14 protein-coding genes are annotated in these 12,994 nt (G+C 65.1%); 12 read left to right on the forward strand and 2 right to left on the reverse strand.

The window, feature by feature from the left end:
- The first annotated feature begins 75 nt into the window (after positions 1 to 75).
- From urtA to ureG, 12 genes are all read left to right on the forward strand, one after another.
- Positions 76 to 1,371: an urea ABC transporter substrate-binding protein gene (gene urtA / locus FAZ95_RS17055; RefSeq protein WP_137333522.1), complete on the forward strand. Its 1,296-nt coding sequence runs from the start codon at positions 76 to 78 to the stop codon at positions 1,369 to 1,371.
- Positions 1,372 to 1,489: 118 nt separating this feature from the next.
- Entirely contained in the window at positions 1,490 to 3,124 is a 1,635-nt protein-coding gene (gene urtB / locus FAZ95_RS17060; protein ID WP_137333523.1) for an urea ABC transporter permease subunit UrtB, read from the forward strand.
- A gap of 121 nt (positions 3,125 to 3,245) precedes the next feature.
- Entirely contained in the window at positions 3,246 to 4,448 is a 1,203-nt protein-coding gene (urtC, locus tag FAZ95_RS17065; protein ID WP_137333524.1) for an urea ABC transporter permease subunit UrtC, read from the forward strand.
- Entirely contained in the window at positions 4,445 to 5,305 is an 861-nt protein-coding gene (urtD, locus tag FAZ95_RS17070) for an urea ABC transporter ATP-binding protein UrtD (RefSeq protein WP_137333525.1), read from the forward strand. The genes urtC and urtD overlap by 4 nt, the downstream gene beginning before the upstream one ends.
- A 63-nt stretch (positions 5,306 to 5,368) precedes the next feature.
- Complete coding sequence (urtE, locus tag FAZ95_RS17075) at positions 5,369 to 6,061, forward strand: urea ABC transporter ATP-binding subunit UrtE (RefSeq protein ID WP_137333526.1); 693 nt, start codon at positions 5,369 to 5,371, stop codon at positions 6,059 to 6,061.
- Positions 6,062 to 6,110: 49 nt separating this feature from the next.
- The gene (locus tag FAZ95_RS17080) at positions 6,111 to 6,983 is read left to right on the forward strand and encodes an urease accessory protein UreD (protein ID WP_137333527.1); all 873 of its coding nucleotides are present in this window, start codon (positions 6,111 to 6,113) and stop codon (positions 6,981 to 6,983) included.
- 276 nt (positions 6,984 to 7,259) lie between these two features.
- Positions 7,260 to 7,562, forward strand: a complete 303-nt coding sequence (gene ureA / locus FAZ95_RS17085) for an urease subunit gamma (protein WP_137333528.1) — start codon at positions 7,260 to 7,262, stop codon at positions 7,560 to 7,562.
- A gap of 10 nt (positions 7,563 to 7,572) precedes the next feature.
- Entirely contained in the window at positions 7,573 to 7,878 is a 306-nt protein-coding gene (locus FAZ95_RS17090) for an urease subunit beta (protein WP_137333529.1), read from the forward strand.
- A gap of 22 nt (positions 7,879 to 7,900) precedes the next feature.
- A complete protein-coding gene (gene ureC, locus FAZ95_RS17095; RefSeq protein ID WP_137333530.1) occupies positions 7,901 to 9,607 on the forward strand; it encodes an urease subunit alpha in 1,707 nt (568 codons plus the stop codon).
- 37 nt (positions 9,608 to 9,644) lie between these two features.
- Positions 9,645 to 10,307 (forward strand): urease accessory protein UreE, encoded by a 663-nt coding sequence (gene ureE, locus FAZ95_RS17100; RefSeq protein ID WP_137333531.1) that lies wholly within the window; start codon positions 9,645 to 9,647, stop codon positions 10,305 to 10,307.
- Positions 10,294 to 10,974: an urease accessory protein UreF gene (locus FAZ95_RS17105; RefSeq protein WP_137334603.1), complete on the forward strand. Its 681-nt coding sequence runs from the start codon at positions 10,294 to 10,296 to the stop codon at positions 10,972 to 10,974. Before ureE ends, FAZ95_RS17105 begins: the two co-directional genes overlap by 14 nt.
- Before the next feature lie 14 nt (positions 10,975 to 10,988).
- Complete coding sequence (gene ureG / locus FAZ95_RS17110) at positions 10,989 to 11,639, forward strand: urease accessory protein UreG (RefSeq protein WP_137333532.1); 651 nt, start codon at positions 10,989 to 10,991, stop codon at positions 11,637 to 11,639.
- A gap of 20 nt (positions 11,640 to 11,659) precedes the next feature.
- Here ureG and FAZ95_RS17115 read toward each other — a convergent pair whose 3' ends face one another.
- Complete coding sequence (locus FAZ95_RS17115) at positions 11,660 to 12,634, reverse strand: cysteine synthase A (protein ID WP_137333533.1); 975 nt, start codon at positions 12,632 to 12,634, stop codon at positions 11,660 to 11,662.
- A 145-nt stretch (positions 12,635 to 12,779) separates the two neighbouring features.
- On the reverse strand, positions 12,780 to 12,977 hold the full coding sequence (locus FAZ95_RS17120) for a hypothetical protein (RefSeq protein ID WP_137333534.1): 198 nt from the start codon (positions 12,975 to 12,977) through the stop codon (positions 12,780 to 12,782).
- Positions 12,978 to 12,994: the final 17 nt, after the last annotated feature.

Consider the following 12,994-nt stretch of genomic DNA (forward strand, 5'->3'; position numbering starts at 1 on the left):
CGGCTATTCATGCAGCACAGCATTCGCGCGTACTCACAACCATAACGTTCACCATCCTACGGCAAGGGGAATGACATGAAGCGTCGCAGTCTGTTGAAGCTCGGTTCGATGTCCGGCGCGCTCGCGCTGGCCGGGCAGAGTCCATTTGCAAATGCGCAGTCGTCGGGGCCGATCAAGGTCGGCATCCTCCATTCGCTATCGGGCACGATGGCGATTTCCGAAACGTCGCTGAAAGACACCGCGTTGATGACGATCGCCGAAATCAACGCGAGCGGCGGCGTGATGGGCCGCAAGATCGAGCCCGTGGTCGTCGACCCCGCTTCGAACTGGCCGCTGTTCGCCGAAAAGGCCCGGCAGCTGCTCACGCAGGACAAGGTGGCGTGCGTGTTCGGCTGCTGGACGTCGGTGTCGCGCAAATCGGTGCTGCCGGTGTTCGAGGAGCTGAACGGCCTGTTGTTCTACCCCGTGCAATACGAAGGCGAAGAGATGTCGCGCAACGTGTTCTACACGGGCGCCGCGCCGAACCAGCAGGCGATCCCCGCCACCGAATATCTGATGAGCGCCGAAGGCGGCGGTGCGAAGCGCTTCTTCCTGCTCGGCACCGACTACGTCTATCCGCGCACGACGAACAAGATCCTGCGCGCGTTCCTGAAATCGAAAGGGGTGCAGGAGACCGACATTCAAGAGGTCTACACGCCGTTCGGCCACAGCGACTATCAGACCATCGTCGCGAACATCAAGACCTTCTCGCAAGGCGGCAAGACCTGCGTGATCTCGACCGTCAACGGCGATTCGAACGTGCCGTTCTATAAAGAACTCGGCAACCAGGGGCTGAAGGCGACGGACGTGCCCGTCGTCGCGTTCTCGGTCGGCGAAGAAGAGCTGCGCGGCATCGATACGAAGCCGCTCGTCGGCAACCTGGCCGCGTGGAACTACTTCATGTCGCTGCGCAATCCGACCAACGAGAAGTTCAAGAAGAAATGGGCCGACTGGGTGGCGTCGCAGAACCTGCCCGGCGGCACGAAGCGCGTGACCAACGATCCGATGGAAGCGACCTACGTCGGCATCCACATGTGGAAGCAGGCGGTCGAGAAGGCGAAGAGCACGGAGGTCGACAAGGTGCGCGTCGCAATGATCGGCCAGAAGTTCGCGGCGCCTTCGGGCTTCGAGCTCGAAATGGACGGCAACCATCACCTGCACAAGCCGGTGATGATCGGCGAGGTCCGTGCGGACGGTCAGTTCAACGTCGTGTGGCGGACCAAGACGACCATTCGCGCGCAGCCGTGGAGCCCGTTTATCGCGGGCAACGAGAGCAAGCCCGATGTCGTGAGTTCGATTCCGGCGTTCTTGCGGCGCTCGCGCGTCGCGTAACTGCTACTCGTTAGCTCGCCTATGAGCACGGCGCGGCGGCCGTAAGTCAAACGCGCGCAACGGTCTTGAACGATCGTTGCTGCCGCCGCGCCGGGTCCGACTCCACGCAAAGGTCATCATGGCGTCTCCCTTTTTTCGCTGTATCCGGCACTGCGTCTCGCTCGCGGCGCTCGCAACGGCGGGCTTGCTGCCGCTCGCAGCGTTCGCGCTGACGACGCCCGACGTCGCCCCGCTCGCCGGCGACGACTTCGACGCGAAGTCCGCCGCCATCGACAAGCTGATCGCGAACCACGACGCGCCGTCGCTCGCGCTCTTGAAAGCGCTTTCCGAAGACAGCGCACTCGCGACCGACGCGGGCGAAGTGCTGATTCAAGACAACGACACCGCGCGCGATGCGGTGACGGGCAAGACCGTGGCGGCCAACGTCGCGTCGAGCGCGCAGCCGGTCACGCTGAACAATCTGCTGCGATCGAAAGTATCGGGCGCGCTCTCGGGCCTGCAGCTCGATTCACCCGATCTCGAAACGCGCCGCGCCGCCATCGGCGCCTTGCTGAAGAATCCCGACCCGGCGATGAAGCCGATGATCGATCGCGCCCGCGCCAAGGAAGCCGATCCGCAGCTGAAGAAGCGCCTCGATACGCTGTGGGCGATGACAGCGCTGTCGGACAAAGACCCCGCGAAGCGCCTCGAAGCCGCTCAGCTGGTCGCCGCGCGCCACGATCTCGACATGTACGAGCTGCTGCGTCCGCTCGTCGCGAAGCAAGCCGACGGCACCTTCGCCGAAAGCGACCCGCGCGTGCGCGCCGCCGCACAGCAGGGCATCGACGCGCTCGATTCGATCCAGCGCCGCAGCGAAATCGCGGGCACGGTGTTCGCGGGGCTCTCGCTAGGCAGCGTGCTGCTGCTCGCGGCGCTAGGGCTCGCGATCACCTACGGCCTCATCGGCGTCATCAACATGGCGCATGGCGAGTTCCTGATGATCGGTGCGTACGCAACCTATGTCGTGCAGAACCTCGTGCAGCGCTTCGCGCCCGGCGCGTTCGATTGGTATCCGTTGATCGCGGTGCCCGCTTCGTTCGTTGCGGCCGCCGTGGTCGGCATCGTGCTCGAACGCCTCGTGCTCAAGCACTTGTACGGCCGTCCGCTGGAAACGCTGCTGACGACGTTCGGCGTGAGCCTGATCTTGATTCAAGCGACGCGCACGATCTTCGGCGCGCAGAACGTGCAGGTCGAAAATCCCTCCTGGATGAGCGGCGGCGTCACCGTCATGCAGAACCTGATCCTGCCGTACAACCGGCTCGTGATCCTCGCGTTCTCGCTCGCCGTCGTGCTGATCGCGTGGACCGTGCTCACGAAGACTCGCCTCGGCCTCTTCGTGCGCGCCGTCACGCAGAACCGCCGCATGGCCGCGTGCGTCGGCGTGAAGACCGCGCGCGTCGATTCCTACGCGTTCGCGTTCGGCGCGGGCATCGCGGGCTTGGGCGGCTGCGCCCTCTCGCAGATCGGCAATGTCGGCCCCGATCTCGGCCAGAACTACATCATCGATTCGTTCATGGCGGTGGTGCTGGGCGGCGTCGGGCAGCTCGCGGGCACGGTGATCGGCGGCTTCGGGCTCGGGCTCGTCAGCAAGGCGATCGAACCGTTCTGGGGCGCGGTGCTCGCGAAGATCGCGGTGCTGGTGCTGATCGTCCTCTTCATCCAGAAGCGTCCGCAAGGCATGTTCGCCTTGAAGGGCCGCAGCGCGGAGGCTTAATGAAACTACCCCCACGCTCATTTCGTTCACTGCCCCCCAAGGGGGCCGATGCCTCCCTTGGGGCGGCATGGGACCCGAGTAAGGCGCTGAAGCGCCAACTCGGGTCGACACGGGAGGCATCATGACATCCGCCACTTCGTCCGTCGATAGGCACGGCACGCCAGAGGCGACGTCGCCGTCCTCCGGACGCGAGGCGTTCAAAGACCTCGCGCTCGGCCTGCCGCCGCGTCCCGCGCTGCTCTCGCGCGGCGCATGGCTCGCGCTCATCGCGTTGATCCTGGTGATCGGCATCGGCGTGCCAGTCAGCGCGCTCGTGCTGCCGCAATCGAGCGCGTTGCATGTGTCGGCCTATGCGCTGACGCTTGCCGGCAAACTGATGTGCTACGCGATCGCGGCGCTCGCGCTCGACCTCGTCTGGGGCTATTGCGGCATTCTGAGCCTCGGCCACGGGCTGTTCTTCGCGCTCGGCGGCTACGCGATCGGGATGTACCTGATGCGCGCGATCGGCCACGACGGCAAGTACGGCAGCGACCTGCCCGACTTCATGGTGTTTCTGGACTGGCACGCGTTGCCTTGGTATTGGCACGGCACGCAGCATCTCGCGTACGCACTCTTGCTCGTCGTACTCGTGCCCGCCGTCGTCGCATGGGTGTTCGGCTTCTTCACGTTCCGCTCGCGCGTGAAGGGCGTCTATCTCTCGATCATCACGCAGGCGCTCACGTTCGCGGCGATGCTGCTCTTCTATCGCAACGAAACCGGCTTCGGCGGCAACAACGGCTTCACCGATTTCAAGCGCATCGCTGGTTTCCCGATCACGCATCCGGGCACGCGCACCGTGCTGTTCCTGCTCACGTTCGCGGTGCTCGTCCTGTCGTTCATTGCGGCCCGCGCGATCGTCACTTCGAAACTCGGGCGCGTCGTGACGGCCGTGCGCGACGGCGAGGCGCGCCTGATGTTCCTCGGCTATAGCCCGCTTTCGTACAAGCTCTTCGTGTGGACCGTGTCCGCCATTCTGTGCGGCATCGCCGGCGCGCTCTACGTGCCGCAAGTCGGCATCATCAATCCGAGCGAGATGTCGCCGGGCAATTCGATCGAGATGGCGATCTGGGTGGCCGTCGGCGGACGCGGCACGCTGATCGGACCGATCATCGGCGCGTTTGCCGTGAACGGCGCGAAGAGCTTCTTCACCGCGTACTTCGCCGAGTATTGGCTGTTCTTTCTCGGCGCGATCTTCATGCTGGTGCCGCTGTTGCTGCCCAACGGAATCATGGGGCTGATCGACCTGGCGATCGAGCGGGTGAAGAAGCGGAGGACGTCGCCATGAACGAGAACCCGATGGTCCCCGACATCGCCGCCATCGAAGACGACGGACGCGCGTTGAGCGGCGTGGCCTCGATGGGCCATGCGATCAAGCCTGACGAGATCGACATCTCGCACGGCACGATCCTCTATCTCGACGACGTGACCGTGAGCTTCGACGGCTTCCGCGCGCTGAACGCGCTATCGCTCACGATCGACGCGGGCGAACTGCGCTGCGTGATCGGCCCGAACGGCGCAGGCAAGACGACGATGATGGACGTCATCACCGGCAAGACCGCGCCCGATGCGGGCAAGGTGTTCCTCGGCCAGTCGATCGACCTCACGCGCATGAGCGAACCCGCGATCGCGCGCGCGGGCATCGGCCGCAAGTTCCAGAAACCGACCGTGTTCGAGAATCATCCCGTGTGGGAGAACCTCGAGCTCGCGATGAAGACCGACAAGGGATGGTGGGCGTCGCTGCGCGCGCGCCTCGATGGCGCTGCGCAAGCGCGCATCGAAGCGACGCTCGAGCTGATCCATCTGGAAGGTGAGGCGCGCCGCCTCGCTGGCGAGCTGTCGCACGGACAAAAGCAACGGCTCGAAATCGGCATGCTGCTCATGCAGCAACCGGCGCTGCTGCTGCTCGACGAACCCGCCGCCGGCATGACCGACCACGAGACGATGGAGCTCGCCGAGCTACTGAACAAGCTGCGGGGAACGTGCTCGATGATGGTCGTCGAGCACGACATGGAGTTCGTCGCGGCGCTCGCGGGCGAGACCGGCCGCGTCACCGTCATGGCCGAAGGCCACGTGCTCGCGCACGGCACGCTCGACGAAGTGAAGCGCGACGAGGCCGTAATCGAATCGTATCTCGGCCGCTGAGTCTCGGCCGCTGGGTTTCAGCCGCTTAAGCACGCGCATGCCCTCGATGCAAGGAAACACACGATGCTCAAAGTAGAAGCGCTCAATCAGTACTACGGCGGCAGCCACATCCTGAGAAACGTCACGCTCGACGTGCCGGAAGGCACGCTGACGGTCCTGCTCGGCCGCAACGGCGTGGGCAAAACGACGCTCCTGCGCTGCCTGATGGGCGTCGTGCAGGCCGAACGAGGGTCGATCTCGTGGCGCGGCAAGCCGCTCGACAAGTTGCCTCCGTATGCGCGTGTCGCCGAAGGTCTGGCCTATGTGCCGCAAGGACGCGACATCTTCCCGCGCCTCACCGTCGAGGAAAACCTGCTGGTCGGCGCGGCGAGCCGCAAAGCGCCCTCGAAGATTCCCGACCACATCTATGCACTCTTTCCGGTCCTGAAGGAGATGCGTGCGCGCCGCGGCGGCGACCTCTCGGGCGGCCAGCAGCAGCAGCTCGCGATCGGCCGCGCGCTGATGAGCGAGCCGCAGCTCTTGATTCTCGACGAGCCGACCGAAGGCATCCAGCCTTCGATCATTCAGGAGATCGGCCGCACACTGCGGCGGCTCGTCGACGAGATGGGGATGACCGTGCTGCTTGTCGAACAGTATTACGATTTCGCGCGAGCGATCGCGGACCGCTACTGGGTGATGAGCCGCGGCGAGATCATTGCGGGCGGCGCGGGCGCGGAGATGGAGGCGAACGGGGTGCGGGAGCTGATCGCGGTCTGAAGCGCGGCAGTATGTTCGCTCGCCGCGCCGCGTGGCATCATGCTCAGCCATGTCCCTTCACGAACAACACGCCACCCTCGCAAACGTCGCGCACGACGAATGGCAAGCCAAGCTCGAACTGCGCTTCGAAAAGCATGGCTCGCGCACGACGCTCGTGCATCGCCTGCATGACGGCCCGCTGCGCGTTCAGCGGCCGCTCTACCCGGAAGGCGAAGCGATCTGTCATACGGTCATCGTGCATCCGCCGGGCGGCGTGGCGGGCGGCGACCGGCTGTCGATGGATATCGCGCTCGGCAACGACACGCACGCGGTGCTGACGACACCCGGCGCGACCAAGTGGTACAAGTCGAACGGACGCGATGCGTTACAGCGCATTCACATCGCCGTCGGCGCCAGCGCGAAGCTCGATTGGCTGCCGCAGAACAACATCGTCTTCGATCATGCGAACGCGTCGCTCGATTTCACGCTGACGCTGGCTGCGGGCGCGACCGCGCTCGGCTGGGACGCGACGCAGCTCGGCCGGCAGGCGGCGGGCGAGCGCTGGTCGGCGGGTACGCTCGCGAGCGTGGCGAGGATCGTGGGGCCTTCGGGCCAACTGCTGTGGCTGGAGCGCGCGCAACTCGATGCCCTAGACCTTCTGCGCGATGCGCCCCAAGGGCTCGCCGGTTTTCCGGCGTACGGCACGCTGTGGGCCGTCAGCCCCGCTTGCACGGATGCGCTTGCCGAATCGTTAAGCGCGCAACTGCCTTTCGGCGGCACGCAGCGCGCAGGCGTAACGTGCGTGACGCCGGGCGTGATGCTCGTGCGTGTCGTCGCGCGTTCAATGGAAGCGCTGCAAAACACGCTGACGCATTGCTGGCTGCAATTGAGGCCCGTCGTGCACGGCGTCGACGCCAAGCCGCTACGGCTCTGGACCACTTGAATGTCGTTGCTAACGCACCAATAGCAGGCACTCGCCCACGCTTTCACGCGCCATATCGGTGCAATCCTTCTCGCGAGCACCCGCCGGATCGGGCCGATTCGACGAATCTGACCCTATGGCATGCCCCTTGCTCCATTGGCGGCGACTTCTGTCGATGCCTATAGCGCTTATAAGCCACGCGGACCCAATCCATCTAGCGCGGTGCTACGATAGCCTCGCGACAAAATTAGGCCGCTGTACTAATTAATTATTACGTTTCCCCATTTTCAACCCTTCATGAAGCTGACGCCCAGAGAGAAAGACAAGCTCCTGATCTTCACCGCGGCGCTGCTCGCCGAGCGCCGCCGTGCACGCGGCCTGAAGCTCAACTATCCGGAAGCCGTGGCCTACATTTCGGCGGCACTGATGGAAGCCGCGCGCGACGGCAAGACGGTCGCCGAAGTGATGCACTACGGCACGACGCTGCTCACGCGCGACGACGTCATGGAAGGCGTGCCGGAGATGATCCCGGACATCCAAGTCGAGGCCACGTTTCCCGACGGCACGAAGCTCGTCACCGTTCACCACCCGATTCCGTGAGCACCCACCCATGATCCCCGGCGAAATCCTCACCGACGACGGCGAACACGAACTGAACGCGGGCCGCGAGACCGTGACGCTGACCGTCGCGAATACGGGCGACCGCCCCGTGCAGATCGGCTCGCACTACCACTTCTACGAAGTCAACGATGCCCTCTCGTTCGATCGCGAGAAAGCGCGTGGCTTTCGGCTGAACATTGCGGCGGGCACCGCCGTGCGCTTCGAGCCGGGCCAGGAGCGCACGGTCGAACTGGTCGCGCTCGCGGGCAATCGTGCCGTCTACGGATTCAACGGCAAGGTAATGGGGCCGCTGTAACTCTTCTTCTGGACGTTCAACCATGACTCTACGCATCGGACGCCGCGCGTACGCGGAGATGTTCGGCCCCACGACCGGCGACCGCATCCGGCTCGCCGACACCGAGCTCCTGATCGAGATCGAGCGCGACTACACCGTCTACGGCGAGGAGGTGAAATTCGGCGGCGGCAAGGTGATCCGCGACGGCATGGGCCAGTCGCAGCGGCGCGCCGCCGACGTCGCCGACACCGTCGTCACGAACGCGGTGATCCTCGATCACTGGGGCATCGTGAAGGCGGACATCGGCATCAAGAACGGCCGCATCTGGGCGATCGGCAAGGCGGGCAACCCCGACATCCAGCCGGACGTGACGATCGCGATCGGCGCCTCGACGGAAGTGATCGCGGGCGAAGGGCTGATCGTGACGGCGGGCGGCATCGATACGCACATCCACTTCATCGCGCCGCAGCAGATCGACGAAGCGCTCGCATCGGGCGTGACGACGATGATCGGCGGCGGCACCGGGCCGGCCACGGGCACTAACGCGACGACCTGCACGCCGGGCCCGTGGCATATGGAACGCATGCTGCAAGCCGCCGACGGCTGGCCGATCAACATCGGCTTTCTCGGCAAAGGCAACGTGAGCCTGCCCGAGCCGGCCACCGAGCAGATCGCGGCGGGCGCGATCGGTCTCAAGCTGCACGAAGACTGGGGCTCGACGCCCGCCGCGATCGACAACTGCCTCTCGGTCGCCGACGACACCGACACGCAGGTCGCCATCCACACCGACACGCTGAACGAAGCGGGCTTTGTCGAAGCGACGGTTGCGGCGTTCAAGGGCCGCACGATCCACACGTACCACACCGAGGGTGCGGGCGGCGGCCACGCGCCGGACATCATCAAGGTCTGCGGCGAAGCGAACGTGCTGCCGTCGTCGACGAATCCGACCCGCCCCTACACCGTCAACACGCTCGACGAACACCTCGACATGCTGATGGTGTGCCACCACCTCGACCCGTCGATCGCCGAAGACCTCGCGTTCGCCGAATCGCGCATTCGCCGCGAGACGATCGCGGCCGAAGACATCCTGCACGACTTGGGCGCGCTGTCGATGTTGTCGTCGGACTCGCAGGCGATGGGACGCGTGGGTGAAGTCATCATTCGCACGTGGCAAACGGCGCACAAGATGAAGGTGCAGCGCGGCGCGCTGCCGCAAGACAACGCGCGCCACGACAACTTCCGCGCGAAACGCTATGTCGCGAAGTACACGATCAATCCGGCGATCACGCACGGCATCTCGCACGAAGTCGGTTCGATCGAAGTCGGCAAGTGGGCCGATATCGTGTTCTGGGAGCCCGCGTTCTTCGGCATCAAGCCCTCGCTGATCCTGAAGGGCGGCATGATCGCGATGGCGCAGATGGGCGACCCGAACGCTTCGATTCCGACGCCGCAGCCGGTTCACTATCGCGAGATGTTCGCGACGCGTGCAGGCGCGCTCGCGCGCACGTCGCTCACCTTCGTCTCGCAGATGGCCGCCGACGCCGGCATCGCCGAGCGCTACGGCCTGTCGAAGCGCCTCGTGCCGGTGCGCAACTGCCGCGACGTCACGAAGGCCGACATGATCCACAACGCCTGGCAGCCGTCGATCAGCGTCGATCCGGAAACGTATCAGGTGATCGCCGACGGTCAGTTGCTGACGTGCGAACCGGCCAAGGTGCTGCCGATGGCGCAGCGTTATTTTCTGTTCTGATTTTCAGTTCTACCGCGGCCGCCCGGCATGCACGGATATGCGCACGATCGACAAACGCATCGCCCCCAACGTGAAGCTCGCCGCCACGCTCATCGCGCGCGCGCCGACGCTCACGCTCCCCTTCGACGCGCGCCGCAAGAGCCGGCTCGCGGCCACGCTCGATAGCGGCGAGGACGTCGCGGTCGTCTTGCCGCGCGGCACCGTGCTCGCCGACGGCGACGTCCTGGTCGCCGACGATGGCGCGCTCGTGCGCGTCGTCGCCGCGTCGGAAGACGTCCTGCTCGTGCGCGCGCCCGACCGGCTCACGCTCACGCGCGCCGCGTACCACCTCGGCAACCGCCACACGCCGGTAGAAGTCGGCGTCGACTATCTGAAGCTCGAAGCGGACCCGGTGCTCGAAGACATGCTCAAGCGCCTCGGCGCAAGCGTCGAGAAAACGTCGCTGCCGTTCCAGCCCGAAACCGGCGCGTACGGCGGCGGCCACCGGCATGGTCACGACGAAACGTTCGCCGAAGACTACGCGCTCGCGCAGCAGGTGTTCGACGAGCATCACGGGCATGATCACGGCCATTCGCACGATCAGCACGCCCATCACGATCACGCGCATGGTCACGACCATTCGCACGAGCATCCCCACGACCATGACCACGACGATTGCGGTCACGATCATGGGCACGGCCACGGTCATGCGCATCGCTGAACTCACGGCGCTGTTGCACCTCGCGTCGCCTGCGCTACCGATCGGAGCGTTCAGCTACTCGCAAGGGCTCGAAGCGGCGATCGAAGCGCAACTGATCACCGACGCCGACAGCGCGCGCGACTGGATCGCGAGCGGCCTCGCCAACGTGCTCGCGCGCGGCGAGCTGCCGTTTCTTGCACATCAGATCGAACGCTGGCGCGCGCACGACGCCGCGGCGCTCGCGCAAGCGGACGCCGAATTTCTCGCCAGCCGCGAGTCGGCGGAGCTGCGCCGGGAGACCGAACAGATGGGCTGGTCGCTCAAGCAACTGTGCGTGTCGCTCGAATGGGGTGAGGAAGCACGGCGCGCGACGCTCGCCGCACTGACGCCCCTCGCGCAGCCGACCGCCTTCGCATTCGCCGCCCTCGCCCACGACGCCGCCACCGATGCCGCGCTCGCCGCCTACGCCTTCAGTTGGGTCGAGAACCAGGCCGCTGCCGCCTTGAAGGCCGTGCCGCTCGGCCAGCTCGCGGGACAGCGCATCATCGTCGCGCTGCGCGCGGCCATCGACGAAGCCGTCACGCGCGCCATGCAAACGCCGCCCGAAAGAATCAACACCTTTGCGCCGCAGCTCGGCATTCTGTCGGCGCGCCACGAGTCGCAGTATTCGCGGCTCTTTCGCTCATAAGCTGCCCACCGATCATGAACGCTCCTACTCCTGTTGCTCCCTCACGCCGCACCAAGACCCTGCCGCCGCTGCGCGTGGGCGTCGGCGGCCCGGTCGGCTCCGGCAAAACGACGCTGCTCGAAATGCTGTGCAAGGCGATGCGCGATACCTACGACCTCGTCGCGATCACCAACGACATCTATACGAAGGAAGACCAGCGTCTCCTGACCGTGGCGGGCGCGTTGCCGGCCGAACGCATCATGGGCGTCGAGACGGGTGGCTGCCCGCACACGGCGATCCGCGAGGACGCGTCGATCAATCTCGAGGCCGTCGACCGGATGCTCGCTCGCTTTCCCGACGCGGACATCGTGTTCATCGAATCGGGCGGCGACAACCTCGCGGCGACGTTCAGCCCGGAATTGTCGGACCTCACGATCTACGTGATCGACGTGGCGGGCGGCGAGAAGATTCCGCGCAAGGGCGGACCGGGAATCACGAAGTCGGACCTGCTCGTCATCAACAAGACCGATCTCGCGCCGCTCGTGGGCGCCAACCTCGACGTGATGGCATCGGACGCGAAGAAGATGCGCGGCGAGCGGCCGTTCGTGATGTGCAATCTGAAGGCGCTCGACGGGCTGAAGGACGTGATCGCGTTTATCGAGCGCAAGGGGTTGTTGAGGGTGTAGCGGAGGAAGCCCCTTGCCGCTCAGGCTGGGACCAGCCCCTTTTCCTTCAGCCAATCCGGATTGAAAAGACGGGCGCGATACAGTTCGCCGCGATCGCACAGCAGCGTCACGATCGTATGGCCCGGCCCCATCTGACGGGCGAGCCATACGGCCGCCGCAACGTTGATGCCCGTGGAACCGCCGACGTAGAACCCTTCTTCGCGCAGCAACCGGTACACCATCGTGACGCACGACTGGTCGTCGACACGGTAGGCGTCGTCGATCGGCGTTCCTTCGAGGTTTGCAGTGATGCGAGAGGAGCCGATGCCCTCCGTAATCGAGTTGCCTTCCACCTTGATTTCTCCCGTTTTCACATAGCTGTACAGACCGCTGCCATGCGGGTCCGCGAGAACGATTCGGACGTCAGGGTTCTTTTCCTTCAAAAAGCGCCCTACCCCGGCGAGTGTGCCTCCGGTGCCGGTCGCGCATACGAATGCATCGACCGTGCCTGCGGTGTCACGCCAGATTTCGGGACCCGTGGTCTCGTAATGCGCCTGCCGGTTGACGAGGTTGTCGAATTGATTGGCCCAGATCGCGTTGCCGAGCTCCTGCGCCAGACGCCCCGCGATCTTCTGGTAGTTGTTCGGATCTTTGTACGGGGCGGCCGGCACGGGCCGCACCTCCGCGCCGAGCACGCGTAAAAGCTCCATTTTGGCGGGCGATTGCGTGTCCGGAATCACGATTACGCAGCGATAGCCGCGAGCCGCGCAGAGATGAGCGAGGCCGATGCCCGTGTTCCCCGCGGTGCCCTCCACCACGGTGCCGCCAGGCTTGAGCACGCCACGCCGCTCGGCATCCTGAATGATGTAGAGCGCCGCGCGGTCCTTCACCGAACCGCCCGGGTTCATGAACTCGGCTTTGCCGAGAATCTCGCAGCCGGTCTCCTTGCTGAGCGCCGCGAGCCGGATGAGCGGCGTGTTGCCGATGCAGCCGACAAAACCCTCCGTTACGCTCATGATTGCGCCTCCCTTCAACCGATTGGCAACAGGCTGTCGCCATACCTCAAGGATAGACGCCCTCGCAGGGCCTCCCGTCGGTCCATCTCTTCGCCGACTTGCTGCACGCTTCGATCAGGGATGCCGAGCGGGGGCTTTTCGCCCCCTATTCCAGGTAGGTGATTTCGTCGGCTAGCTTGTCGATCAGTGTTCCAAGGTATTTGGCATCGGTGGTCGCATGGGCTGCCGCGACGCCGACTTCGGATGCGCTTCCCATCAGACGAATCGATCCGCTCTGCACTGCCGCTTTCACGATTTCCGCTGCGATCGTCGCGGCATCTCCGCGATTGAACAGGTTTGCCATTCGCCTTCCCCAATTGG

This window comes from Trinickia violacea, from assembly GCF_005280735.1.
Lineage (GTDB): Bacteria > Pseudomonadota > Gammaproteobacteria > Burkholderiales > Burkholderiaceae > Trinickia_A > Trinickia_A violacea.

Bases quoted from the DNA above. Each gene is read 5' to 3' on its own strand.
- urtA (WP_137333522.1), top strand. From the start codon at position 76: ATGAAGCGTCGCAGTCTGTTGAAGCTCGGTTCGATGTCCGGCGCGCTC.
- urtB (WP_137333523.1), top strand. From the start codon at position 1,490: ATGGCGTCTCCCTTTTTTCGCTGTATCCGGCACTGCGTCTCGCTCGCG.
- urtC (WP_137333524.1), top strand. From the start codon at position 3,246: ATGACATCCGCCACTTCGTCCGTCGATAGGCACGGCACGCCAGAGGCG.
- urtD (WP_137333525.1), top strand. From the start codon at position 4,445: ATGAACGAGAACCCGATGGTCCCCGACATCGCCGCCATCGAAGACGAC.
- urtE (WP_137333526.1), top strand. From the start codon at position 5,369: ATGCTCAAAGTAGAAGCGCTCAATCAGTACTACGGCGGCAGCCACATC.
- FAZ95_RS17080 (WP_137333527.1), top strand. From the start codon at position 6,111: ATGTCCCTTCACGAACAACACGCCACCCTCGCAAACGTCGCGCACGAC.
- ureA (WP_137333528.1), top strand. From the start codon at position 7,260: ATGAAGCTGACGCCCAGAGAGAAAGACAAGCTCCTGATCTTCACCGCG.
- FAZ95_RS17090 (WP_137333529.1), top strand. From the start codon at position 7,573: ATGATCCCCGGCGAAATCCTCACCGACGACGGCGAACACGAACTGAAC.
- ureC (WP_137333530.1), top strand. From the start codon at position 7,901: ATGACTCTACGCATCGGACGCCGCGCGTACGCGGAGATGTTCGGCCCC.
- ureE (WP_137333531.1), top strand. From the start codon at position 9,645: ATGCGCACGATCGACAAACGCATCGCCCCCAACGTGAAGCTCGCCGCC.
- FAZ95_RS17105 (WP_137334603.1), top strand. From the start codon at position 10,294: ATGCGCATCGCTGAACTCACGGCGCTGTTGCACCTCGCGTCGCCTGCG.
- ureG (WP_137333532.1), top strand. From the start codon at position 10,989: ATGAACGCTCCTACTCCTGTTGCTCCCTCACGCCGCACCAAGACCCTG.
- FAZ95_RS17115 (WP_137333533.1), bottom strand. From the start codon at position 12,634: ATGAGCGTAACGGAGGGTTTTGTCGGCTGCATCGGCAACACGCCGCTC.
- FAZ95_RS17120 (WP_137333534.1), bottom strand. From the start codon at position 12,977: ATGGCAAACCTGTTCAATCGCGGAGATGCCGCGACGATCGCAGCGGAA.